General features: G+C 58.9%; 20 protein-coding genes. 15 read left to right on the forward strand and 5 right to left on the reverse strand.

From position 1 onward, the window contains the following. The first annotated feature begins 17 nt into the window (after positions 1 to 17). The 8 genes from asnB (JV201_RS08480) (at position 18) to JV201_RS08515 (ending at position 10,698) form a co-directional block, all read left to right on the forward strand. Positions 18 to 1,907: an asparagine synthase (glutamine-hydrolyzing) gene (gene asnB / locus JV201_RS08480; RefSeq protein ID WP_003218778.1), complete on the forward strand. Its 1,890-nt coding sequence runs from the start codon at positions 18 to 20 to the stop codon at positions 1,905 to 1,907. After that, positions 1,904 to 3,046 carry a glycosyltransferase gene (locus JV201_RS08485; RefSeq protein ID WP_219406736.1) on the forward strand — a complete coding sequence of 381 codons (1,143 nt, stop codon included), beginning with the start codon at positions 1,904 to 1,906 and terminating at the stop codon, positions 3,044 to 3,046. The genes asnB (JV201_RS08480) and JV201_RS08485 overlap by 4 nt, the downstream gene beginning before the upstream one ends. After that, entirely contained in the window at positions 3,046 to 5,004 is a 1,959-nt protein-coding gene (gene asnB, locus JV201_RS08490) for an asparagine synthase (glutamine-hydrolyzing) (RefSeq protein WP_219406737.1), read from the forward strand. The genes JV201_RS08485 and asnB (JV201_RS08490) overlap by 1 nt, the downstream gene beginning before the upstream one ends. Further along, entirely contained in the window at positions 5,001 to 6,131 is a 1,131-nt protein-coding gene (locus JV201_RS08495) for a glycosyltransferase family 4 protein (protein WP_219406738.1), read from the forward strand. The genes asnB (JV201_RS08490) and JV201_RS08495 overlap by 4 nt, the downstream gene beginning before the upstream one ends. Then, a complete protein-coding gene (locus tag JV201_RS08500; protein WP_219406739.1) occupies positions 6,128 to 7,096 on the forward strand; it encodes an SDR family oxidoreductase in 969 nt (322 codons plus the stop codon). The genes JV201_RS08495 and JV201_RS08500 overlap by 4 nt, the downstream gene beginning before the upstream one ends. Before the next feature lie 39 nt (positions 7,097 to 7,135). Continuing rightward, positions 7,136 to 8,158, forward strand: a complete 1,023-nt coding sequence (locus JV201_RS08505) for a glycosyltransferase family 4 protein (protein WP_134325981.1) — start codon at positions 7,136 to 7,138, stop codon at positions 8,156 to 8,158. A gap of 102 nt (positions 8,159 to 8,260) precedes the next feature. Further along, the gene (locus tag JV201_RS08510) at positions 8,261 to 10,255 is read left to right on the forward strand and encodes a nucleoside-diphosphate sugar epimerase/dehydratase (protein WP_219407144.1); all 1,995 of its coding nucleotides are present in this window, start codon (positions 8,261 to 8,263) and stop codon (positions 10,253 to 10,255) included. A 110-nt stretch (positions 10,256 to 10,365) separates the two neighbouring features. Further along, entirely contained in the window at positions 10,366 to 10,698 is a 333-nt protein-coding gene (locus tag JV201_RS08515; protein WP_003218764.1) for a helix-hairpin-helix domain-containing protein, read from the forward strand. A 44-nt stretch (positions 10,699 to 10,742) separates the two neighbouring features. Here JV201_RS08515 and JV201_RS08520 read toward each other — a convergent pair whose 3' ends face one another. From JV201_RS08520 to eat, 4 genes are all read right to left on the reverse strand, one after another. Then, entirely contained in the window at positions 10,743 to 11,306 is a 564-nt protein-coding gene (locus JV201_RS08520) for a TetR/AcrR family transcriptional regulator (RefSeq protein ID WP_219406740.1), read from the reverse strand. A gap of 353 nt (positions 11,307 to 11,659) precedes the next feature. After that, entirely contained in the window at positions 11,660 to 13,600 is a 1,941-nt protein-coding gene (locus JV201_RS08525) for a hypothetical protein (protein ID WP_257903295.1), read from the reverse strand. 137 nt (positions 13,601 to 13,737) lie between these two features. Then, positions 13,738 to 13,905, reverse strand: a complete 168-nt coding sequence (locus JV201_RS08530) for a DUF2897 family protein (protein WP_008437727.1) — start codon at positions 13,903 to 13,905, stop codon at positions 13,738 to 13,740. 110 nt (positions 13,906 to 14,015) lie between these two features. Next, positions 14,016 to 15,380: an ethanolamine permease gene (eat, locus tag JV201_RS08535; RefSeq protein WP_219406741.1), complete on the reverse strand. Its 1,365-nt coding sequence runs from the start codon at positions 15,378 to 15,380 to the stop codon at positions 14,016 to 14,018. 344 nt (positions 15,381 to 15,724) lie between these two features. Here eat and kdpF point away from each other — a divergent pair, with 344 nt between their 5' ends. The 6 genes from kdpF to JV201_RS08565 all read left to right on the forward strand — a co-directional run bounded on the left by kdpF (position 15,725) and on the right by JV201_RS08565 (position 23,729). After that, positions 15,725 to 15,814, forward strand: coding sequence for a K(+)-transporting ATPase subunit F (kdpF, locus tag JV201_RS08540; protein WP_003218754.1), 90 nt, complete (start codon positions 15,725 to 15,727; stop codon positions 15,812 to 15,814). 9 nt (positions 15,815 to 15,823) lie between these two features. Beyond that, positions 15,824 to 17,518 carry a potassium-transporting ATPase subunit KdpA gene (gene kdpA / locus JV201_RS08545; protein ID WP_177019482.1) on the forward strand — a complete coding sequence of 565 codons (1,695 nt, stop codon included), beginning with the start codon at positions 15,824 to 15,826 and terminating at the stop codon, positions 17,516 to 17,518. A 12-nt stretch (positions 17,519 to 17,530) separates the two neighbouring features. After that, entirely contained in the window at positions 17,531 to 19,588 is a 2,058-nt protein-coding gene (gene kdpB, locus JV201_RS08550; RefSeq protein ID WP_003218752.1) for a potassium-transporting ATPase subunit KdpB, read from the forward strand. A 67-nt stretch (positions 19,589 to 19,655) separates the two neighbouring features. Further along, positions 19,656 to 20,201, forward strand: coding sequence for a potassium-transporting ATPase subunit KdpC (kdpC, locus tag JV201_RS08555; RefSeq protein WP_087693688.1), 546 nt, complete (start codon positions 19,656 to 19,658; stop codon positions 20,199 to 20,201). A 143-nt stretch (positions 20,202 to 20,344) separates the two neighbouring features. After that, positions 20,345 to 22,996: a sensor histidine kinase KdpD gene (locus JV201_RS08560; RefSeq protein WP_177050910.1), complete on the forward strand. Its 2,652-nt coding sequence runs from the start codon at positions 20,345 to 20,347 to the stop codon at positions 22,994 to 22,996. A gap of 37 nt (positions 22,997 to 23,033) precedes the next feature. Beyond that, entirely contained in the window at positions 23,034 to 23,729 is a 696-nt protein-coding gene (locus JV201_RS08565) for a response regulator (RefSeq protein ID WP_003218747.1), read from the forward strand. Between the two features lie 128 nt (positions 23,730 to 23,857). Here JV201_RS08565 and JV201_RS08570 read toward each other — a convergent pair whose 3' ends face one another. Further along, entirely contained in the window at positions 23,858 to 24,895 is a 1,038-nt protein-coding gene (locus JV201_RS08570) for a patatin-like phospholipase family protein (RefSeq protein ID WP_219406742.1), read from the reverse strand. 217 nt (positions 24,896 to 25,112) lie between these two features. On the opposite strand from JV201_RS08570, the gene JV201_RS08575 reads away from it, so the two are divergent. Further along, complete coding sequence (locus tag JV201_RS08575) at positions 25,113 to 25,391, forward strand: hypothetical protein (protein ID WP_003218744.1); 279 nt, start codon at positions 25,113 to 25,115, stop codon at positions 25,389 to 25,391. Positions 25,392 to 25,394 lie beyond the last annotated feature (3 nt).

The raw sequence follows: 25,394 nt of genomic DNA on the forward strand, positions 1-25,394 counted from the left end.
AATTGCGAGCTTTCCTGATGTGTGGTTTTTCCGGATATTTTACGAACAAGAAGTTTTCTACCGATGAGTCTTCGCTGCTTGAGGCAATGGGCCGCTCAATCATCAACCGTGGCCCGGATGGCGGCGGTTATTGGTTTGATTCAGCCGCTGGTATAGGCCTGTCCCACAGGAGGCTGGCGATTGTCGACCTGACTGCTGCCGGCCACCAGCCAATGCATTCATCGAGTGGGCGCTTCGTAATTGCGTTCAATGGCGAGATCTACAACCATGGCGAACTGCGTGCTCTTCTTGAGGAGAGTGGGCTTTCGCCTACCTGGAACGGGCACTCAGACACAGAAACGCTGCTTGAGTGCTTTGAGCACTGGGGAATCGAAAAGACCCTGCAGGCAACGGTTGGGATGTTCGCCATCGCGCTGTGGGATACGCGGCAAAATGAACTGGTATTGGCTCGGGATCGTCTTGGGGAGAAGCCGCTTTATTGGGGGTGGCAGAATGACGTGCTGTTGTTCGGTTCTGAACTCAAGGCGCTCAAGATCCATCCCGCGTTTTGCGCTGATATCGACCGTGACGCCTTGGCCCTTTATCTGCGCCACAACTACATTCCCGCGCCCTACAGCATCTATCAAGGGATAGAGAAGCTGAAGCCGGGGCATTATGTAAGGATCGCGATAGACCAGCGCCGATCGGATGTAAAAGCGCTTCCTTTTTGGTCTTTCAATCGGGCGGTTGAGGCGGGGCTTGCGTCTCCGCTGCAATCTGATGCCAACGCCGTAGTTGATACGCTTGAAGCACAGCTTAGCGAAAGCATCGGCATGCAAATGCTCGCGGACGTGCCCCTGGGCGCGTTTCTAAGTGGTGGCGTGGACAGCAGTCTTGTGGTTGGCCTGATGCAGAAACAAAGCCCGCGACCGGTCAAGACGTTCACCATTGGCTTCAGTGAGGCAGGGTTCAATGAGGCTGAACATGCTCTGGCCGTATCCCGCCATTTAGGTACTGAACATACTGAGATCTATGTTCAATCCAAAGACGCGTTGGACGTTATCCCGGATCTACCGAACATCTACTGCGAACCCTTTGCCGATAGTTCACAGATCCCGACCTTCCTGGTCAGTCGCCTTGCGCGACAACAAGTCACCGTCACGTTAAGCGGTGATGCGGGAGATGAGCTGTTTGGCGGCTATAACCCTTACCAATTTGCCCCACGTATCTGGGGGAAGATCAGCCAGGTGCCGTTACCCCTGCGACGTTTTGCATCCGCAACGCTCAAGGCATTGCCGATAAAAGGCAAGGTCGAGAAGTTGGTGGATATTCTTGATACTCCGAGTCGGGAGGACTTTTATCGGCAACTTGTCAGTCACTGGAAAACACCTTCCAGTGTCGTTATCGGCGCGAAAGAGCCGATTACGGTGCTTGACACCTCTTCAGCGTGGCCCGCTACGCAGCGGTATGAAGAGTGGATGATGGCGATGGATGCACAGACCTATATGGCTGACGACATCCTGGTAAAGGTCGACCGTGCGGCGATGGCCAGCAGCCTGGAAACTCGCGTGCCAATGCTCGATCACCGGGTTGTTGAATTGGCCTGGCGCATACCGTTGGATATGAAGATTCGAGGTGGTGTTGGCAAGTGGGTATTGAGGGAAGTGCTTTATCGTCATGTTCCTCGCGAGTTAATCGAGCGACCGAAAAAGGGCTTTTCCATACCTATCGCGACGTGGTTGCGCGGGCCCCTGCGCGATTGGTCGGAAAGCTTGCTGGATGAAGGCCGGTTGCGCCGGGAGGGTTTCTTCCATCCTGCACCGATCCGCCGTGCCTGGGAACAACACCTCAGTGGTCGGGCTGATCATTCAAGCAAGTTATGGGGTGTCCTGATGTTCCAGGCGTGGTTGGAGGAGCAAGGCCGTTGAAAGTTACCCATATTATTGTCGGTCTGCATATCGGCGGCGCGGAGTTGATGCTGCTTCGGCTCTGTGAGTCATTCAACTCAAGCGGCGATGATGAACACCGTGTTATCTCATTGACGGATTTGGGTGAAGTGGGCGCTCGGCTGCGTGCCTGCGGGGTGACTGTTGACACGTTGGGTATGCGGGGGGCCTGGGATGTCATGCCAACGTTTGCAAAGTTGGTTCGCCATCTTCGGCTGAACAAGCCTGATATCGTTCAGACCTGGATGTATCACTCTGACTTGTTGGGTGGCTTGGCAGCGCGTTGGGTGGGGATCAGGGGCGTGATCTGGGGGGTCAGGACCACTGACGTCAGCCGAGGTGGCGCAAAGGCCACAATTATTGTTCGCAAACTGTGTGCCTGGCTGTCGGCGACTGTCCCCAGCGTTATCGTGTGCGCTGCCCAGGCGTCACGAAAGACGCATATGACTGCGGGTTATTCCCCGAGCAGAATGGCTGTCATTCCCAACGGGTTTGATCTTGAGCGTCTGGTTGCATCGCCGCAAGAGCGTGAGGCCATAAGGTCGGCGCAAGGAATAAGCGCAGATGACTTCGTTGTAGGAAGCTTGGGGCGTTTTAACGAAGTCAAGGATCACGCCAGTTTTGTCGAGGCTGCCGGGCTCGTCGCTCCCAGGTTCCCGCACGTCAAGTTCCTGATGGTGGGACGTGATGTCGATGAGGCGAATAGCGTATTGATGGCGCAGATTGCATCAACCGGATTCGCTGATCGATTTGTGTTGCTGGGTGAACGAAAAGATGTGCCCGCCTGCTTTAAGGCGATGGACATGTTTTGCCTGCATTCATTTACCGAAGGTTTTCCTAATGTGCTGGGCGAGGCGATGAGCCTGGCGTTGCCTTGTGTGACGACCGATGCAGGAGACGCGGCATTCCTGCTGGGTGAAAATGGGTTTGTCGTACCCGTACAGGATCCACTCGCGTTGGCTGAAGCGCTGGCGAAGATGATTGCAGCGTCTCCTGCCGAGCGATCAATGATGGGGCAGGGTGCCTATACACGTATCGTCGAAAATTTCACGATGAAATGTACCGAGCATAAATTCAAAGAAATCTATGACCGGCTTTACTTAAATCAGGACGTTCATTGATGTGTGGTTTCAGCGGAATTTTCCAGGCCCGTAATAGTGATCTGGCATCGATCATTACCCGGATGAACGATGCCCTCGTGCACCGTGGCCCCGATGATCGTGGTGTATGGGTTGACGAAAATGCAGGCCTCGCGCTCGGGCATCGACGGTTGGCAATTGTCGATCTGTCGGAGGCCGGTCATCAGCCGATGCATTCCAGTTGTGGGCGATTTTTAATCGTCTTCAACGGTGAGATCTATAACCATACCGAACTCAGGCAGAAGCTGGACAATGAAGGATTGTCGCCACCCGCATGGCGAGGCCATTCTGATACCGAAGTCCTGCTCGCAGGTCTTGCAGGCTGGGGTGTCGAAAAGACCTTGCAGGCATCGGTTGGTATGTTTGCCTTCGCGCTGTGGGACAGGCAAGAGCAGGTATTGACGCTTGCACGCGATCGGATGGGCGAGAAGCCTTTGTATTACGGTTGGCAGGAAGACACGCTGCTGCTGGGGTCTGAGCTCAAGGCTATCAAGGCTTTCCCGCAGTTCACTGGCGAAGTGGATCGCAACGCGTTGACGCTATTGCTTCGGCACAACTGCATTCCTGCGCCTTACAGCATTTATAAAGGCATCGCCAAGCTCGAGCCCGGCCACTACGTAACGCTTGCGCTGAAGAATCTGCCCGCTGCAAAGGCCGCAGTCCCACAGGCTTACTGGCGTCTCAACGACGCAGTAGCAAAAGGCATTGCCGACCCCTTCAAGGGCACTCCCGCCCAAGCGACGGATTTGCTGGAGACGCAACTGAGCTCAAGCATTGGTCAGCAAATGCTCGCAGATGTGCCTTTGGGTGCATTCCTGAGCGGCGGCGTGGATAGCAGCACTATCGTGGCCTTGATGCAGGCCCAGAGCGCCCAGCCAATCCGCACATTCACCATCGGCTTCGACGAAGGCGGCTATGACGAGGCTGTTCATGCCAAGGCGGTTTCCAAGCATCTTGGCACGCAACACACCGAGTTGTACGTGCGCCCGGACGATGCCCTGGCTGTTATCCCGCGTCTACCGTCGATGTATTGTGAGCCGTTCAGCGACAGCTCGCAGATTCCCACATTCCTTGTCAGCCAATTGGCCAGCCAACAGCTCAAGGTTGTGTTGAGTGGTGACGGCGGCGACGAGCTCTTCGGCGGTTATAACCGCTACCTCAGCGCCAAGAAAGTCTGGTCAAAAATGCAGCAACTGCCGCCGTTTGCCCGACAGGCGAGCGCCGGGCTTTTACGCTCACTTTCACCGTCCACCTGGGACAGCCTGTTCCGTCTCTCCAAACCTTTGCTGCCCAAGCGGCTTCATCTCAGCACGCCTGGGGAAAAGGCTCATAAATTGGCTAGCGTCCTGGCGCTTGCGGATGGGCATGAGTTCTACCTGCAGCTCAACAGTCATTGGACTGACCCTGCCAGTGTCGTGATCGGTGGCAAGGAACCCGAAACCATTTTCACTGACCCTTCGCGCTGGCCCCAGACCGATAGTTTCGAACACTGGATGATGGCGATGGACGCCCAGACCTATATGTCGGATGACATCATGGTGAAACTGGATCGCGCTGCGATGGCCGCAAGCATTGAGGGTCGGGTCCCTATGCTTGACCACAGGGTTGTCGAACTGGCCTGGCGCATGCCTCTGGACCTGAAGATTCGTAACGGCCAGGGCAAATGGCTGTTGCGAGAAGTGCTTTATCGTCATGTTCCCAAGGAGTTGATCGAAAGGCCCAAGCAAGGTTTTGGTATCCCGCTTGGGGCGTGGCTACGCGGTCCTTTACGGGAGTGGGCAGAGTCTTTGTTGGATGAAGCGCGCTTGCGCCAGGAGGGATACTTCCACCCTGAACGCATCAGGCACATGTGGCAGGAACATCTTGAGGGCCGGGGAAACTGGCAGCCTCACTTGTGGACCATCCTCATGTTCCAGGCATGGTTGGAAGAGCAGGCATGAGTAAAGTACTTTTGTTTATCGTCAACGACCCGGGGTTTTTTCTTTCGCACCGGCTGGCAGTTGCCAAGGGCGCGCAGGCAGAGGGCTATAGGGTTCATGTGGCGTGCATGCCTGGTCCGGCCGTTGCGGCTATTGCCGCTGAAGATTTCGAGTTTCACCCGTTGCCGCTTTCACGTAGCGGCCGTAACCCCTTGGCCGAACTGGGACTGATGTTCGCGATCTGGCGGCTGCTCTGGCAATTGAAGCCGGACGTCTTGCACCTGGTGACCATCAAGCCGGTTTTGTATGGTGGCGTTGCCGCTCGGCTGGCACCGGTCAAAGGTGTGGTTACCGCTATTTCCGGACTGGGCTTTGTATTTCTCTCCAAGGGACTCAAGGCCACTATCACGCGAAAGGTTGTCAGCACCTTTTATCGGTTGGCATTGGGCAAGCGTAATCTGCGCTCGATTTTTCAGAACCCCGATGATCGTGACCTGCTCTTGAGCATGGGTGGACTTACCCAATCCAAGGTCGTGATGATTCGTGGTTCAGGCGTCGACCTGTCTCGTTACACCGCGTTGCCAGAGCCGGAAGGGACCCCAGTGGTGTGCCTGGCGGCTCGACTGCTGCTGGACAAGGGCGTTGTCGAGTTCGTTGAGGCGGCAAAAATATTGACCGCGCGCGGTGTTAACGCGCGCTTTCAGTTAATTGGTGATATTGATCCCGGTAACCCGGCGACAGTTACCACCTCACAGTTGCAGCAGTGGCGAGAGGAAGGGGTGATCGAGCTGCTCGGTTACCGCGATGACATCGCGAATGTGTTCGCTGCGGCGAATATCGTGACCCTTCCTTCCTATCGTGAAGGTTTGCCCAAGGTGCTGGTCGAAGCCGCAGCGTGCGGCCGCGCAGTGGTCACCACCGATGTGCCAGGTTGCCGGGATGCGATTGATGCCGATGTAACAGGGTTTCTGGTACCTGTTCGTGATGCACAGGCCCTGGCTAATCAATTGCAGGTGTTGATTGAGGCTCCTGCCTTGCGTGCCCGGATGGGGGCGGCTGGCCGTGAACTGGCTTTACGCGCATTTGCGATCGAGAAGATCGTGCAGCAGCATTTGGATGTGTACAGAGAGTTGGAGCGCGCGCTTTGAATCAGCACAAAACTATCTTCGTCACTGGAGCCAGTGGCTTTGTGGGGGGGGCACTGGTCAACCGGTTGGCATCTGCAGGGGACTGTCGGGTGTTGGCGCTGGTACGTCGCGAGGGTGTGACACTGCCTGCGTCTGCTGTACCTGTGCGGGTCGGTGCCGATTATCTTGCGGGTGAGTCGCTTGTTCTTGAAGGGGTTGATGTTCTGGTTCACTGCGCCGCGCGCGTTCATGTGATGTCAGATGCCTCCAGTGATCCGTTAACCGAGTATCGCAAGGTCAACGTCGAAGGCACGTTGAAGCTGGCGGAGCAGGCAGCTCAGGCGGGCGTCAGGCGTTTCATCTTTATCAGCTCGATCAAGGTCAACGGTGAGGGAACCCAAATGGGCGCCCCTTACACGGCAGATGACGTGCCGGCGCCGTGCGACCCCTATGGTGTTTCCAAAATGGAGGCCGAGCAGCAACTCTTGTCGCTGGCGCAAAGAAGCGGGATGGAAGTTGTTATTATTCGTCCCGTCCTGGTGTACGGCCCTGGGGTCAAGGCAAACTTTCGCAGCATGATGAATTGGCTCGACAAAGGAGCTGTACTGCCGTTGGGCGCTATTCGTAACCAGCGCAGCCTGGTTGCGCTGGACAACCTCGTTGACTTGATTGTGACGTGCCTGGATCACCCGGCGGCGGCCAATCAGACGTTTCTGGCCAGCGATGGTGATGACATGTCGACCACTGATTTGTTGAGACGCATGGGGATTGCCTTGGGTAAACCGGCCCGGTTGATCCCCGTACCGGCAGCCCTACTGCAATTGGGCGCGACCGTGCTAGGCCGCAAGGCTATTGGCCAGCGCCTGTGTGGTTCGTTGCAGGTTGATATTGGCAAGACTCGCCAAATGCTGGGCTGGAATCCTCCATTGACGGTGGCCAGCGCATTACGCAAGACGGCTGAAAGTTTTCAGGGAAGCTTGAAGTAAATAGTGGTGCCCTATGAGGGACCTTAATTGGAGCTGTAGATGAATCGTTTACTGTGGCTGGCGCCTGCTGTTGCAGCCCTTGCTCTTCTTCTGACCTGGTGCCTGCGCCGTTATGCGCTGGCCCGAAGTCTGATTGATGTTCCCAATGCGCGCAGTTCTCATACTGTTCCGACGCCTCGTGGAGGCGGAGTGGCGATAGTCTTGAGCTTCTTGATTGCGTTGCCAGTATTGTTTATCGGTGATGAGATAACACGCTCGGTTACATGGGCGTTGCTGGGGGCTGGTGCGGCTGTGGCGGTGCTTGGGTTTCTCGACGACCATGGCCATATCGCCGCGCGCTGGCGTTTGCTGGGGCACTTCAGTGCCGCGGCCTGGGCTCTTTTCTGGTTGGGCGGCTTGCCCGCAATAACGCTGCCCTGGGTGGTCCTCGACCTGAGCTGGGCGGGGCACATCCTTGCCGCGTTTTATCTGGTGTGGATGCTCAATCTGTACAACTTCATGGATGGTATCGATGGCTTGGCCAGCGTCGAAGCGCTCTGTGCATGCCTTGGCGCCTGTCTGATTTATTGGTTGGTTGGTTATCAGGCGCTTATCTGGGCACCACTGTTATTAAGCATGGCGGTGCTGGGGTTTCTCTATTGGAACTTTCCACCGGCACGAATCTTCATGGGGGATGCCGGTAGCGGTTTTCTCGGTATCGTCCTGGGCGTGCTATCCCTGCAGGCCGCCTGGCAGAACGCCGACTTGCTGTGGGTATGGTTGATCCTGCTCGGTGTCTTTATCGTCGATGCGACGTTTACTCTGGTCCGCCGCCTGATGAGGGGCGACAAGGTTTACGAAGCCCATCGCAGTCATGGCTATCAGTTTGCATCGCGTAAAGTTGGAGGCCACTTGCCAGTAACGCTTGGGGTGCTTGCGATCAACGTGATCTGGCTGCTGCCGATCGCACTTTGCGTTGCATTACTGGGTCTAAACGGCGTGCTGGGCGTTGTAATAGCGTACATCCCGCTGGTGATGCTGGCAGTCAAGTACAAGGCGGGTGAGCTGGAAAGGGCCGCGTGATTGTGTTTTTAGAGTCATTTCAGCGGTGATTGACTGGCCTAAAGTGTTTAAATTCGCAGAGCAGCAGCCGTATCAGGAGCAACAGAGGTGTTTAAAGGGTTTATGAGCATAATTCGATCATATTTGTTGGGTCTCCCTCGCCGACAGAAGCGCATCCTGCAGGTTATTGCGGACATTCTTCTTGTTTGGCTCGCCCTGTGGATGGCGTTTGTCGTTCGATTGGGGGTGGACGATATGATCAACCCTGCGTCTGCGCATCGCTGGCTGTTTCTGAGTGCTCCGGTCGTCGCTATTCCGCTGTTCATCCGTTTTGGCATGTACCGTGCTGTCATGCGCTATTTTGGCAATGACGCGCTTATCGCGATTATCAAGGCCGTCAGCCTTTCATCGTTGATTCTGGGCGTGGTGGTCTATTGGTACAGCGATCATCAAAACGTGGTACCTCGTTCCATCATTTTCAACTATTGGTGGTTAAGCCTCATCATGGTTGGCGGCCTACGCCTTGCCATGCGTCAATATTTCCTTGGCGACTGGTTTGCCGCCGCCCAGCACGTACCGTTCACCAATCGCGAAGATGGCTTGCCGCGCGTCGCCATCTACGGCGCGGGCGCTGCAGGCAATCAGTTGGTCGCTGCCCTGCGTATGGGCCGGGTCATGCGGCCTGTAGCCTTCATTGATGATGATGACAGTATTTCTGACCGGGTAATTTCCGGACTTCAGGTGTACAAGCCACGGCACATTCAGCGCATGATCGATGCCACCGGAGCCCAGGAAATCCTGCTGGCGATACCGTCTTCCAACCGTGCCCGGCGTCGTGAAATCCTGGGCTACCTTGAAGGGTTTCCTCTGCATGTGCGCAGTGTTCCAGGATTTATGGACCTGGCCAGTGGCCGGGTCAAGGTCGACGATATTCAGGAAGTGGATATCGCGGACTTGCTGGGACGTGACGCGGTGCCTGCCCAGGGCGAACTGCTGGAGCATTGCATCAAGGGGCGCAGCGTTCTGGTAACGGGGGCCGGTGGTTCCATTGGTTCAGAGCTGTGTCGTCAGATCCTTGCTTTGCGACCGACCATACTGCTGTTGTTTGAACACAGCGAATTCAACCTCTACAGCATTTTGTCGGAGCTTGAACAACGGATTACCCGAGAGTCGCTGCCAGTAAGGCTGCTGCCCATCCTCGGCTCAGTGCGCAATCAGAGCAAATTGCTGGGTGTCATGAAAACCTGGGGCGTCGACACGGTTTATCACGCCGCCGCTTATAAGCATGTGCCCATGGTTGAGCACAATATTGCGGAAGGCGTGCTGAATAACGTTATTGGTACGCTTAACACGGCCCAAGCGGCATTGCAGTCGGGGGTAGCCAACTTCGTGTTGATCTCTACCGATAAGGCTGTACGGCCCACCAATGTGATGGGAAGCACCAAGCGTCTCGCCGAGTTGACCCTCCAGGCGCTCAGTCGTGAGTTGGCACCTGTGCTGTTCGGTGACAAATCGAATATCTCGCGGGTCAATAAAACCCGCTTCACGATGGTTCGCTTTGGCAATGTATTAGGCTCCTCCGGCTCGGTGATTCCGCTTTTTCACAAGCAGATCAAATCCGGTGGACCTCTCACGGTTACCCACCCGAAAATCACCCGGTACTTCATGACGATTCCCGAGGCCGCCCAATTGGTGATTCAGGCGGGCTCCATGGGCCTTGGCGGTGACGTGTTCGTGCTGGACATGGGTGAGCCGGTGAAGATTGTCGAGTTGGCCGAGAAGATGATTCACCTGTCTGGTCTGAGTGTCAGGTCGGATAAAAATCCTCATGGCGATATTGCAATCGAATTCTCTGGCCTGCGCCCGGGTGAGAAGCTTTACGAAGAGTTGCTGATTGGTGACAACGTAGTCGCCACGCAGCACCCGATGATCATGAGTGCCAATGAAGATTACCTGTCGTGGGATGTGTTGAAGGACAAGCTGGCAGAGTTGCTGACAGCAGTAGAACAGGACGATTACACGCGTGTTCGCCAGCTTTTGCGCGAAACCGTCAGTGGCTACACGCCTGATGGCGAGATCGTCGACTGGATCTACCAACAGCGTCGTCTCGAGCCCTGACTCATACCCTGTAACTCACCTGTTTTTGACACCCTCCAAACATCACCTAAGTTTGAAAAGCAGCTTCGGAAAAGCTGCTTTTCTCTTACAGATGTCATGGAGCGTCACCTATGAATAAAACATGTTTCTCGTCCCTCATTTTCGCCTTCCTCTCCAGCATTTCACTGGCTACCACCGCAGCGCCGTCTACCAAGCCTGAAACGCCCACGCCGATAGCTGTGCAAATGACCAAGGCCGAGCAATCCAGCAAGGTCAGCCTCAACTCCGCCGACGCTGAAACCTTGCGCCGCGATCTGTTCGGAATCGGAGCAGCCAAAGCCAAGGCGATCATTGCCTATCGAGAAAGCAACGGGCCATTTACCGCAGTCGATGAGTTGTTGGAGGTGAAAGGGATCGGTAAAGCGCTGTTGGAGAAAAACCGCGATCGGCTGGAGCTCAATTAAGGAATAACGAAGTAAGCCAGGAGGCCGGTCATTGACCGGCCTCTTCAATTTTGTGCGATCTGTTTTTTCAGATTGCCACGTACTACCTCCAGGATCTGCGCTGCCAGCTCGGCGCTCTCCACGCTGCGCGCCAGCACCAGTGCTCCCACCAGAGTCGACATCATCAGCAGGCCTTGCTCATTGGCATCCGGCCGCCCCAGTGCGGCTTGCACCTGCTTCAACCGTGCGCCAAGTACTGCATCAGTGGTCGGGCTTTGCTGACCCCGCAGTCCTAGCTCAGGGCACATGGTTGTCAACGGGCACCCTTCATGCGGTGAGGTCTGGTGCCACTGCGAAAGATAGTTGTCGATGAACGCTTCAAGGGGGCGTTCCTGGCTGAACAGCTGTTCGCAGTGTTCATCCAGTTGAGCGGCCGCAGCTTGCAGGGCCTTTTCCACCAGCTCATCTTTGGATTTGAAATGCGCATAGAATCCGCCATGCGTCAGACTCAAGGCTTTCATCAGCGGTTGCAGGCCGGTAGCCCCGATACCATCGCGGCGAAAACGTACGGAAGCCTCCTTGATGATGCGCCGATGGGTTTGAGCTTTGTGATTTGCCGAGTAGCGCATAGAACAGCCTCCGAAACATTGCGCCATATTAGCCAAGCTCATGCAGGCAAAGGGGCATCTCGTTACAAAATTGCTGACTGGCTGATCGAATGTCTTGGAGTCGCGCGCCGATATCGTCGGCAGTTATCTGCACCCTGGCATGTCGTTGATCGAAAAGTTCGACGCGCTGATTCGTACCGTGCATGCCTGGAAGGTCCAGGCTGGCCTGTTCGGTGTGGGATTTAGTGATCGCCACAGGCGTTGCTCGAATGCTGGAGCCAGCTTGAGCGTGCTGTCTATAGGGGAGAATACTGCTGCATATCGCCAAGGCGGGTTGGAAATAAAAAAGCCCTTCAGTGAAGGGCTTTCCTTGATCAGATCACGCTGAAAACTGCGCCACTCGCCAGTTTGTAGAGGTCTCCCGCCACCAAACCTGCGGCTTTTGCAGCCGTATTATCGTTGAATGTACGCAATGTCATGTTGACTTGGCCAGGCATCGCTACCGGCGTAGCGAACTCGACACGAGCGCCTGATTCGTTACCCAACAGTTGCAGCTTTTTCTGAGACGGCAGCCATTGGATGAAGAAGGAACCGGAACGATTACCGGATGCCGAGTGGAATGCCACTACAGAGCCCGTCGTATCGGCACTGATAAGCGCCATGATTGCAGTGCTGGCCTCTACCACTGCGGTGCAGTCGGACAAGCTCGAATAGTCGGTCCGCAACTTGCGCCCGCGTGCCCAGACCTTGACTTGACTGATGGTATTGGTCGGCTCGACACCGAACGTCGCATTGGTCGCGCGGAACGAACCGCCCAGTACGGTATTCCCGACAGCGACGTTACCGCCTACCGAGGAAGTTTCCGAGTCAAAAAGCTTGTTCAGTTGAGCACTGTTGTCGTTGCAGTCCACCAGAACGTTGTTACTGATCACGACACCTTCGAGCGGCGGAAACAGTCCCCAGAACAGTGCCTTGAAGCTCGTGGCAATGTTATCGCTGAAAATGATCCACTTATCCGGCATTGCTTCGCCGGAGGAAGGGCCAAAGCCCCCCAGCACGCTCTCATTGCCGTTCCTGAATTCGTTACCGGTGACAATCAGGCGCCCGGCGCCCCATGAAAACGTTACTGCACCCTCGGAGTGACCATTTGCCTGGTTACCCGCCAGGCACACGCTCTCAACATAGTTGTTGATGAACCAGGAGGCACTTCCAACTGCGTCTGTATCGTCGTGGCGGCTTGTATGAAAGGCCGAGCCCGAGAGGTTGCGAAACTCGCAACTTTCTACCCGCAGGCCATGACCGACGATGCATTCGCCTGTGGTGTTGGCAAACCGTACGCCACGGATCCCCGAAGAGCGGCCGTTGATATAGATCTCCATGGCGAAGCGCCAGGAGTTGTTGAGTTGATTGGCGCTGTTGCCATCGACGGAGCCGTTGATGATCTGCACGTTGTAGTTGATGCCCGGGCGCAGCTTGCCGCCTTCTTCGGTAGACGGACGGCCGAGGAAGCATTGGAAGCTTTTACCAACCCACGATCCAGCAGGGATGGTTTGGGTCGTGTTACCGAAGGGACCAAAGCCGGCAGCCAGGGTCACTGTATTCGTATTCGGGTCGATTGCAGTGATACGCATGGGGCTTCGGCTGGTGTCTTGATCCCCTGAGCCAACAAACGCTGTCACGGTATCGTTGACGTACCAACTGTCGGGCACGGCATCCAGCACGATTGTATTGCTGCTTACGCTGGTGTCTGTGGCTAGTCTGGCGGTGGTGACCGATGCATCTGCGCGCATGAGAGTCGCGCCGTTCAGATCGATAACCAGATTGTTGATGTAGTCAATTTCAGCCGTGCGGTCGTAAATATAGGTACGGCCGGTTTCGAAATACAAACGCGAACCCTGGCCGTCCGGCACGTTGGCGCTGATCCATGCGAGTGCAGCGCGGATAGTGCTCGAATCAGTACCGGTGTCATCGTCCTGGCGGAAGTCCTCCACAGCAACGTCGAAGCCTGAGTCGCTCGAATAGATGAGATTGGTTGCGGTTGCAGCTCGGTCGTTCATGTCAGTCATCGTGTCCCTCGATAGAAAAAAAACCGCGGAGTGCGGATTGTTTTGGGCAGCTATCCCCAAGCATTTGGTATGCCAATGGATTTCTGCATGCTCCATGCAGGTCATTCGCCGCAGAAAGTGCTTGGTTTCAAGCACGAGGAAACGATAACAATGTACTGTATGAATAACCAGTGCTTTTTTTGAGAAATTAAACTCTTTGTTGATTGTTTTGCTTCGCGCGCGGTTTTTCCAGACGTGATTGCCAGTCATGAAACGGGGTTTTCCAGTGCGCGCGGAGGTGCCGCGACGCCGTCTATTCAGCTTGAAAAGACGGGCGGCGTGAAGGGAGGGGGAAAGCGAAACAGAGGGTTTTTAAGCAGGCTGAGCGAATATTTACACGAAAGTGATCAGCGATCCTGCGCATCCTTGGCGTCCGCCTGGGCATTGCGTTCTGCCACGCGCTTACGTTGTTCATCAGTCAATTCAACCTTGTTGGCGCTGTCTCGCAGCATCAACAAACCACCGACGATCGAACCGATCGCGACCACTAAAATCAACCAGGCATACCACGGCATAGGGCTCTCCTTGAGGCAGCAAACCGTGGGGAAATTTCCCACGGTAATGACTGCTTTGAGTAACGGGCTTTCTTAGTAGTTCATTGTAGGCCCGTTCTGCCCCGGTAGCCTTACAGCCCGGTCAACATAGCGTCCGCCGGTGCATCGGCGCGGTCTTGCGCGGTCAGTTGGAAGTACACAAAACCCACCACCATGAAGCCCAGGAAGATCAGCCCGATCAGCGCGTTGAACCACGCCATCGCCACCAGGCAGACCACGGCCAGTACCAGCGCAATCCCCGGCACGATTGGATAGCCCGGGGCGCGGAAGGTCCGCTCCAGCAGCGGTTCGGTCTTGCGCAGTTTGAACAGGCTGAGCATGCTCATGATGTACATGACGATGGCACCGAACACCGCCATGGTGATCATCGCGGCGGTCAGGGTCATGCCGCCCAGGTTGATCAGCCCGTCGCTGTAGATGGCGGCGATGCCGACGATGCCGCCGGCGATGATTGCCCGGTGCGGGGTCTGGAAGCGCGACAGTTTGGCGAGGAAGGAGGGCAGGTAGCCCGCGCGCGCCAGGGCGAAGAATTGGCGGGAGTAACCCAGGATGATCCCGTGGAAGCTGGCCACCAGGCCGAACAGGCCGATCCACACCAGCATGTGCAGCCAGCCCGAGCTGTCGCCGACCACGGTTTTCATCGCCTGGGGCAGCGGGTCGTTGATGTTCGACAGGGCGCGCCAGTCACCCACGCCACCGGCAAAGAACATCACGCCCATGGCCAGAATCACCAGGGTGAGGATGCCGCTGATGTAGGCCTTTGGAATAGTGCGCTTGGGATCTTTCGCCTCTTCGGCCGCCATGGCGGCGCCTTCGATGGCGAGGAAGAACCAGATGGCAAAGGGTATGGCCGCAAACATTCCGGCGATCGCCGGTGCGCCGAAGGTGTCGGAGCCGGCCCAGCCGTTGAGGGCGAAGTTGCTGAAGCTGAAGGCGGGAGCGACCACGCCCATGAACACCAGCAACTCGGCCACGGCAAGCACGCAGACCACCAATTCAAAGGTGGCGGCGAGCTTCACCCCGAGGATGTTCAGGCCCATGAACACAATGTAGGCGCCGACGGCCGCATGTTTCGGATCGAGGGCCGGAAACTGCACGTTCAGGTACGCGCCGATGGCCAGGGCGATCGCGGGCGGGGCGAAGACGAACTCGATCAGCGTCGCCAGCCCGGCAATCAAGCCACCTTTCTCGCCAAACGCCCGGCGGCTGTAGGCAAACGGGCCGCCAGCGTGAGGAATCGCGGTGGTCAGCTCGGTGAAACTGAATATAAAGCAGGTGTACATGGCGGCGACCATTAACGAGGTCACCAGGAAGCCCAATGTTCCCGCCACGCCCCAGCCATAACTCCAGCCGAAATACTCTCCGGAAATCACCAGCCCGACTGCGATGCCCCACAAATGCAGAGTGCCCAAGGTGGGTTTGAGTTGTGTGTTCATCGTGTAGCTCTCCCTGAACGGTTTGGAATGTTTCAGGGCATTGCAGCGGACATGCCATTAACCAAAGCCGTGTCGTAAAGGCGCCGAACTGTCGCCGAGGGAACGGTTTGGCGTTTGAATCATTTCAAGCGCTGCACCAGATAAGGGCGTTGGTGTCTGGTCTGACGCTATCGCGGGCAAGCCCGGCTCCCACATTTGAAGTGCATACCCCCCGTAAACCCCGCATAAACCCACTCTTTACGCCGTCTTTACGCCCCACCCATACCGTCGCTCTCGTTCCTTTACGCCACTCCTGCGGACAATCCTCCTACACGCGGCAGTCGCCGCACGACGGAGAAACTTCCATGAGCGTTCTGGACGGGGTGTCACTGCTGTTGGCTGTGGCGCTGTTCATTTATCTGCTGGTTGCGCTGTTACGCGCGGATCGGAACTAGGAGCAGGCTATGCACAGTTATGACTATTGGCTGATCATCGCCTTCTTTGCCTTGGTGCTGATTCCGGCACCGGCCCTGGGGCGGTTCTACTACAAGGTAATGGAAGGGCAGCGAACCTGGCTCACGCCGGTGTTCGGCCCGGTCGAGCGCGTGTGCTATCGCCTTTCGGGTGTCGATGCAGACCAGGAACAGAGCTGGCAGAAATACGCGCTGGCGTTGCTGGCGTTCAACCTTGCCGGTTTCGTGCTGCTGTTCGCGATCCTGCTGTTCCAGGAATACCTGCCGCTGAACCCGCAGAAATTGCCGGGTCAGGAATGGACCCTGGCGTTCAACACCGCCATCAGTTTCATGACCAACACCAACTGGCAGAACTACAGCGGTGAAGCGTCCCTGAGCTACCTCAGTCAGATGGTCGGCCTCACCGTGCAGAACTTCGTCAGTGCCGCCACCGGCCTCGCCGTACTGGTCGCGTTGTGCCGTGGGATCGGTCGCAAATCCACCAAGACTTTGGGCAATTTCTGGGTCGACATGACTCGCGCCACGCTCTACGGCCTGTTGCCGATGTGCCTGGTGTTCGCGTTGTTCCTGGTCTGGCAGGGCGTGCCACAAACTTTCGCTCACTATGTGAACGCGGTCACCATGCAGGGCGTTGACCAGGTCATCCCACTGGGCCCGGCTGCCAGCCAGATTGCGATCAAGCAACTGGGCACCAACGGTGGTGGTTTCTTCGGTGTCAACTCGGCGCATCCGTTCGAAGACCCGACTGCCTGGGCCAACCTGTTTGAGCTGGGCGCGATCATCCTGATTCCGGTGGCGCTGGTGTTCACCTTTGGCCACTACGTGAAAGATCTGCGTCAGAGCCGGGCGATCCTCGGTTGCATGCTGGCCTTGTTCATCATCGGCGGCGCAACCGCCATGTGGGCCGAATACCAGCCCAACCCGGCGCTGAACAACCCGGCGGTTGAACAGGCCGCGCCGCAGGAAGGTAAGGAAGCGCGCTTCGGCACCACTGGCACCGTGTTGTGGTCGGTGGCTACCACCGCCGCGTCCAACGGTTCGGTCAACGGTATGCAAGACAGCCTCAACCCCCTGAGCGGGATGGTGTCGCTGGTCAACATGATGGTCGGCGAAGTGATCTTCGGCGGCGTCGGTGCCGGCATGTACGGCATGTTGCTCAACGTGTTGATCGCGGTGTTCCTCGCCGGTTTGATGATTGGCCGTACACCGGAATACCTCGGCAAGAAACTCCAGGCCAAGGAAGTGCAGTTGCTGGTCGTGACCTTGCTGGTGATGCCGGTCGGCACCCTGGTACTCGGTGCCATCGCCGCCAGCCTGCCTGGCCCGGCCGGTGCCATCAGTAACCCTGGCCCCCACGGTTTCAGCCAGTTGCTGTACGCCTACACCTCGGCCAGTGCCAACAACGGTTCGGCGTTTGGCGGCTTCAGTGCCAACACCGCGTTCCACAACCTGATGTTGAGCCTGTCGATGTTGCTTGGTCGCTTCGGTTACATCCTCCCGGTACTGGCCCTGGCCGGCAGCCTGGCGATGAAGAAGACCGCACCGATTGGCCAGAACAGCTTCCCGACCCACGGCCCGCTGTTCGTGACCCTGTTGACCGTGACCATTTTGCTGGTGGGCGGCCTGACCTTCCTGCCGACGCTGGCACTTGGGCCTATCGCTGAACATCTGAGCATGGGCTTCTAAGGGGATATGAAAATGAATATGCCTGCAAAAAACGCGGCTCCGGTGAAAACCCAGGAGCCGGCCAAGACCGCAATGTCGGCCCTGTGGCGCCCGGCGCTGGTCCAGGCGTTCGTCAAGCTGGACCCGCGCCAGCTGCAACGCTCGCCGGTGATGCTGGTGGTCGAGCTGACCGCGATCCTCACCACCATCCTGTGCTTCGTGCCGGAGGTGGCCGTACCGACCTACGTCTCCGTGCAAATCGCCGTGTGGCTGTGGTTCACCGTGCTGTTTGCCAACTTCGCCGAAGCCTTGGCTGAAGGCCGCGGCAAGGCCCGCGCCGACAGCCTCAAGGCCGGCAGCGAGGGCCTCAGCGCCCGCCGCAAGGAAGCCGACGGCAGCTTCAAGGTCGTGCCGGCCACCAGCCTGCGCAAAGGTGATGTGGTACGCGTGGTCGCCGGGGAAATGATCCCGGGTGACGGCGAAGTCATCGAAGGGATTGCCGCGGTCAACGAAGCGGCCATCACCGGTGAATCGGCCCCGGTTATCCGTGAATCCGGCGGCGACCGCTCGGCCGTCACCGGCAACACCCGCCTGGTCTCGGACTGGTTGATGATTCGCATCACCGCCAACCCGGGCGAGTCGACCCTGGACCGCATGATCGCCCTGGTGGAAGGCGCCAAGCGCCAGAAAACCCCCAACGAAATCGCGCTGGACATCCTGCTGATCGGACTGACGCTGATCTTCCTGCTGGTGGTGGTGACCCTGCAGCCGTTCGCCCACTTCGCCAATGGCAACCTGCCGCTGGTGTTCCTGGTGGCGCTGCTGGTCACGCTGATTCCGACCACCATCGGCGGCCTGTTGTCGGCCATTGGTATTGCCGGCATGGACCGCCTGGTGCGTCTGAACGTGATCGCCAAGTCCGGTCGCGCGGTGGAAGCGGCGGGGGACGTGCACGTACTGCTGCTGGACAAGACCGGCACCATCACCTTCGGTAACCGTCGTTGCACCAACGTGATCGCCGCGCCGGGTGTCAGCGGCAAGGAACTGGCCGAGGGCGCGCTGCTGGCATCCCTGGCGGACGACACGGCCGAAGGTAAGTCCATCGTCGAATACCTGCGCGGCCAGCACCCACAAGCCGAGCCGTCGACGGATGAGCTGACCTCGGTACCGTTCAGCGCGGAAACCCGCCTGTCCGGCGTCGACTACCAGGGCCGTGTGTTCCGTAAGGGCGCCGTGGATTCGCTGTTGGCGTTCATTGGCCTGCAACGCCGCGACCTGCAACCGGCGCTGTCGCGGGAAATCGACAAGATCGCCCAGAGCGGCGGCACGCCATTGCTGGTGTGTGCCGACGGCAAGTTGCTCGGCGCGATTCACCTCAAGGACGTGGTCAAGCCCGGCATCCGCGAACGTTTTGCCGAGCTGCGCAAGTTGGGGATCCGCACCGTGATGGTGACTGGCGACAACCCGCTGACCGCCGCCGCGATTGCTGCTGAAGCCGGTGTGGATGACGTGCTCGCCGAAGCCACCCCAGAGAAAAAACTCGCGCGCATTCGTCACGAACAGAACGATGGTCGCCTGGTTGCGATGTGCGGCGACGGCGCCAACGACGCCCCGGCGCTGGCCCAGGCTGACGTCGGCATGGCAATGAACGACGGCACGCAAGCCGCCCGTGAAGCGGCCAACATGGTCGACCTCGACAGCGACCCGACCAAGCTGCTGGACGTGGTGCAGATCGGCAAGGAATTGCTGGTGACCCGTGGTGCGCTGACCACCTTTTCCATCGCCAACGACGTGGCCAAGTACTTCGCGATCCTGCCGGCGCTGTTCGCCTCGATCTACCCGCAACTGGGTGTGCTCAACGTGATGCACCTGCAAAGCCCGCAGAGCGCGATCCTCTCGGCCATCGTGTTCAACGCGCTGATCATCGTGGTGCTGATCCCCCTGGCGCTGCGCGGGGTACGTGTGCAGGCGGCGAGTGCGGCGGCGTTGCTGCGTCGCAACCTGCTTATCTACGGCCTGGGCGGGATCGTGGTGCCGTTCGTGGGCATCAAGGCGATCGACATGCTGTTGACCGCGCTGCACCTGGTTTGACCCGATGCCTGCAGGCGCCGGCAAACCGGTGCCTGCAGGTTGCAATAACCGAATCGAGGAATTTGAAATGTCCAACATAATCCGCCCGGCCCTGAGCCTGCTGGTGTTGATGAGCCTGATCACCGGTGTGGCCTATCCCCTGGTTGTCACTGGCGTGGCGCAAGTCGCGTTCCCTGACCAGGCCAACGGCAGCCTGGTGCACGATGCCAGCGGCAAGGTTCGCGGTTCGAGCCTGATTGCCCAGGATTTCACCGGTGACGGCTGGTTCCACCCACGGCCATCTGCCGGTGCGTTTGCTACGGTTTCCAGCAGCGCCAGCAACCTCGGCCCAAGCAACCCCGCACTGGCCACTCGTGTATTTGACGATGCCAGGAAAATGCTGGTGCCAGACCAGGGACCGGTGCCGATGGCATTGCTGACTACCTCCGGCAGCGGTCTTGATCCACACTTGCCACCGCAGGCAATTGCCTATCAACTGGCCCGGGTAGCTGCCGCGCGTAATCTGCCGGTGGCGACCCTGCAGCGCTTGATGGACGAGCACATCGAAAGCCCGCTGGTGGGGCCGCCGGTGGTGAACGTGCTGGCGTTGAACATGGCCTTGGAAAAACTGTAAGCCGTGGCGCCGCTTTCGCGAGCAAGCCCGCTCCCACATTCGACTGAGTTTCACCTTTGGAATGCGGTCAAATGTGGGAGCGGGCTTGCTCGCGAAGGCGGACTCAAGAAACCCACATCAACACCTGAAGGAAGACCGCCCGCATGAGCGACTCCGGCCGCGCCGATGCCCTGTTAGCCGATCTACCCCGGGACGGCCGTGGCCGGCTCAAAGTCTTCCTCGGCGCCGCGCCCGGCGTGGGCAAGACCTACGCCATGCTCCAGGCTGCCCACACCCAGCTGCGCCAGGGCGTGCGGCTGATCGCCGGCGTGGTGGAAACCCACGGCCGCGCCGAGACCGAAGCCTTGCTCAGCGGCTTGCCACAACAGCCGCTGCTGCGTTCCGAATACCGCGGCGTGATGCTGGAGGAAATGGACCTCGACGGCCTGCTCGCCGCCAAGCCCAAACTGGTGCTGGTGGACGAACTGGCCCACAGCAACGCCCCCGGCAGCCGCCACGAAAAACGCTGGCAAGACATTCAGGAATTGCTCTCGGCGGGCATCAACGTCTTCACCACGGTCAACGTCCAGCACCTGGAAAGCCTCAACGACCAGGTGCGCGGCATTACCGGCGTGCAAGTGCGCGAGACCTTGCCCGACTGGGTCTTGCAGGAAGCCGATGAACTGCTGCTGATCGACCTGCCATCCCGGGAACTGCTGGAGCGCCTGCGGGACGGCAAGGTCTACGTGCCGGAACAGGCCCGTGCTGCCATCGATGCCTTCTTCACCCAGACCAACCTCATGGCCCTGCGCGAGCTGGCGATGCAAACCGCCGCGGCCCATGTCGACGATGACCTGGCCCAGGGTTATCGCCAATTGGGCCAGGCCGCACCGGCTGTGCGTGGCCGCTTGCTGGTGGGCGTGGACGGCGATGCCCAGGCCGAACGCCTGGTGCGTCATGCCAGCCGCGTAGCCCAGCGTCGGCATTTGCCGTGGAGCCTGGTGCATGTGGATAACGGCCGGGTGCGCGATGAACAATCGCGCCTGCGTCTGCAAAACGCCCAGCAACTGGCCGAGCGTCTTGGCGGTGAAGTGGTGTTGCTGCGAGCGGGGGAGGTGGCCAAGACCCTGATCCAGCACGCCGCCGAGCGTCGCGCCAGCTTGATTCTGGTGGGGCAGTCCCGGCCGCGCTGGCATCGCACCGTGTTTGGTGGTGGCCTGGCGTCGCGTTTGTTGCGCAATGCCCGGGGCCTGGAAATCAACGTCCTCGACAGTGACGAAGTGCCGGCTCCGCCACGCCTGCCGGATGTGCGTGGGCTGGTGTGGTTTGACTATGCCCTGGCGGTGGTGGCGACCGTGATCGCGGCCGCAGTCGCATGGGGTGTCGCCAGTGCCTTGCCGTTGCCGAATATCTCGCTGGTGTTCCTCGCCGCCGTATTGCTGGTGGCGGTGCGCAGTAGCCTGGGGCCGGCGCTGGCGTGTGCGGCGCTGTCATTCCTGAGCTACGACTTCCTGTTCATCCCGCCGAATTTCTCGTTCGCGATCCAGCGTGAAGAAGACGTGCTGACGCTGTTGTTCTTCCTGCTGATGGCGGCGCTCACCGGTAATCTCGCTGCACGCCAGCGCCGGCAGTTGCAGGCGCTGCGCGATACCCAGGAAGAAACCACCGAGCTGCTCGACCTGTCCCGCAAACTCACCGCCGCCACCGATCGCCAGGCAGTGATCAGTGCCGCCGCGCATCATCTGGAAGGCTGGAGCGACCTGCAATTGTGCCTGCTCAACCGCGACGGGCAGGGCGACTGGAAGGTCGAGACCGGTGGCCCGATCACCTTTACCGAAGCCGAACGCGCCGCCGCCGACTGGGCCTGGCAGCACGATCAGCCGGCCGGCATGGGCACCGGCACCTTGCCGTTCGGGCGCTGGTGGTGGTGGCCGTTGTCCAGCGAAGAAGGTCCGTTGGGTCTGCTGGGGGTCAGCCCGAAGGCCGGGCTTGAACTGAGCGGCCAACGTCGTCGCCTGCTCACGGCCTTGAGCCAGCCATTGGCCCAGGCCCTGGCCCGTGCGCAGCTCGGCCAGGAACTGGAAGCGGCACGCCTGCACGGTGAAACCGAGCAATTGCGCAGCGCCTTGCTGGCTTCGGTGTCTCACGATTTGCGCACACCGCTGACCTCCATGCGTGGCAGCATCGACAGCCTGCTGGCCCTCGGCGAGGCGATTCCCCTGGAAGATCGCCGGGAGCTGCTGGAAGGCACTCGCGATGAGGCTGAGCGCCTGGATCGCTACATCCAGAACCTGCTGGACATGACTCGCCTGGGTCACGGCGCCCTGAAGCTGGCGCGGGACTGGGTGTCACCCGGCGATATCGTCGGCAGCTCCCTGGGCCGCTTGCGTGCGGTATTGGCGCCGCTGCAGGTGATCACCGACGTGCCGCCCGAGCTGCCGCTGCTCTACGTGCATGCCGCGTTGATCGAGCAAGCACTGGTCAACGTACTGGAAAATGCCGCACGCTTCTCGCCGCCACAAGGCCGGCTGAAACTCAGCGCGGGCGTGCAGGATAACCAGTTGTTTTTTGCTGTTGCCGATGAGGGACCGGGGATTCCCGAGGAGGAGCGGGCGAAGATTTTCGATATGTTCTACACCGCCGCCAGGGGGGATCGCGGCGGGCAGGGCACCGGGCTCGGCCTGGCGATCTGCCAGGGCATGGTCGGCGCCCACGGCGGGCATATCAGCGTGGCCGACGGCATTGACGGCCGTGGCACCTGCATCACTTTATTCCTGCCATTGCAGGCCCAGCCTGGCCTGGAAAGCGAACCTTGAGCTACCCTCTTTTCTTCACGGATTTTGATTGGACACCATGAGCCAGACTGCGACGATTTTGGTCATTGACGACGAACCGCAGATCCGCAAGTTCTTGCGTATCAGCCTGGCCTCCCAGGGCTACAAAGTGATCGAGGCCGGCACCGGCAACGAAGGCCTGGCGCAGGCCGCCTTGAGTAAACCGGACCTGCTGGTGCTTGACCTCGGCCTGCCGGACATGGACGGCCAGCAGGTGCTGCGCGAGTTTCGTGAGTGGTCCACGGTACCGGTACTGGTGTTGTCGGTGCGAGCCAGTGAAGTGCAAAAAGTCGAGGCGCTGGACAACGGCGCCAATGACTATGTGACCAAGCCATTTGGCATCCAGGAGTTTCTTGCACGGGTGCGGGCGTTGTTGCGCCAGGCGCCGGCGGGGGAGGCCCAGGAAGCGGCACTACGTTTTGGCCCGCTGACGGTAGACCTGGCTTATCGGCGGGTGCTGCTGGACGGTGTCGAAGTGGCGCTGACCCGCAAGGAATACGCGGTACTGGCGCAACTGGCGCGGCATCCCGGGCGGGTGATCACCCAGCAGCAACTGCTCAAGGATATCTGGGGCCCGACCCATACCGAAGACAGCCATTACCTGCGGATTGTGGTGGGGCATCTGCGCCAGAAACTGGCGGATGATCCGACCCAACCACGGTTTATCGTGACTGAGGCCGGTGTTGGGTATCGGCTATTGAACACCGAAGCCTGAAGCGTTAGCTCACCTGTGGCGAGGGAGCTTGCTCCCGCTGGGCTGCGCAGCAGCCCCAGAATCCTGGGAGYGCTTCGCACTCCAGCGGGAGCAAGCTCCCTCGCCACACAAGCCCTGCTTATCAAACCTCAGTGTTGCTCGCTCTCGTAACGATCCAGCGTATCGCTCGCGATCTCCCGCCCCAGCGCGATCAACTCCGGCGCTTTGTAAAACTCGAAAAACCGGCACACGCGCTTTGGCACGTTGATCAGAATATCCGGCGGATACCCGGCGATCTTGTACTGCGCCAATGACGTCTGCATCACCTCAAAGCTCTGGTTGATCAAATCCAGCAGCGATGCAGGCCCCACGTTATCGATGATGAACGAGCCGGTCGCCGACTTTGGCGCCCCGGCCTTTTCCGGTGCCGCCGCCGGTTGTTGCGCCTCGGGTTCGGCAGAGTCCAGCCACGGGTTGATGTCGGCAGCCTGGGCCAGCAGCGCTTCCTGTTCCAGCATCAACAACTGCTCGGCCTGCTTGCGCCGAAACGGCAAGTGCGAACCCAGTGAACGCACCAGGTTGTCGAAGCGGCTCCTGAACGCCGGCGGACGCTGGATCACCGGAAGCTTGTAGTGCTTCTGGTTGGTGGAGTTGAGGTTGACCGCAATGATCAGGTCGCAGTGGCTCGACACCACCGGCACGATCGGCAGAGGGTTCAGCAAGCCGCCGTCCACCAGCATGCGATTGCCCTGCATCACCGGGGTGAACAGGCTGGGAATCGCCGCCGAGGCCCGCATGGCCTGGCGCAGGCAGCCTTCCTGGAACCAGATTTCCTGCTGGTTGGTCAGGTCCGTGGCCACGGCGGTGTAGGGAATGCGCAGGTCTTCGATATTGATCTCGCCGACGATCTTGCGGATCTGCCCGAACACCTTCTCGCCACGGATCGCCCCCAGGCGAAAGCTCACGTCTACCAGGCGCAGTACGTCCAGGTAGTCGAGGCTTTCGATCCAGTTTCGGTACTCTTCCAGCTTGCCCGCGGCATAGATCCCACCCACCACGGCGCCCATGGAGCAACCGGCAATGCAGGCGATGTCGTAGCCGCGTTTTTCGATTTCCTCGATCACGCCGATATGGGCGTAGCCCCGGGCGCCGCCGGAGCCCAGCACCAATGCAACACGTTTCTTCATGACCTGATCCTTCGCAAAACAGGTGACCACAATGCACCCATCGAGGGGCGCGCTTCAATCATCACTGTCACAACCGATTATTTTCGCGAGCGGGCCACCACGCTCGGGTATGCTCTGGCAATCGGGACTGCGGATTCAGGCAGTCGGATAAGGCACTTTTCGGTGTAGGCAACGTCTACACCTGTGACTGTTTTTTCTTTTCTTGAGGTGTCATTTGATGAAAGCCTGGATGTGTGTGCCTGTGATCGTGTTGGCCCTGGCCGGTTGTGCCGGGAAAACCGCTTATCGCGACAGCTGCGGCACGCAACTGGACGCTGCGTGGCACGAGCTGGACCTGGCCAAGGCCGAAGGTTTCGCCGGCACCGTGAGTTACTCCAAGGCTCTGTCGTTGTTGACTGGCGCCAAGACCCAGCAGCAGTTCGAAGCCTTCGAAGGCTGCTCGACCAAGGCCGAGAAAGCCCGCTTCTATATTCGTGAGTCGCGCGCAGGGCGCTAACCC

The organism is Pseudomonas sp. Colony2 (assembly GCF_019382755.1).
GTDB lineage: Bacteria > Pseudomonadota > Gammaproteobacteria > Pseudomonadales > Pseudomonadaceae > Aquipseudomonas.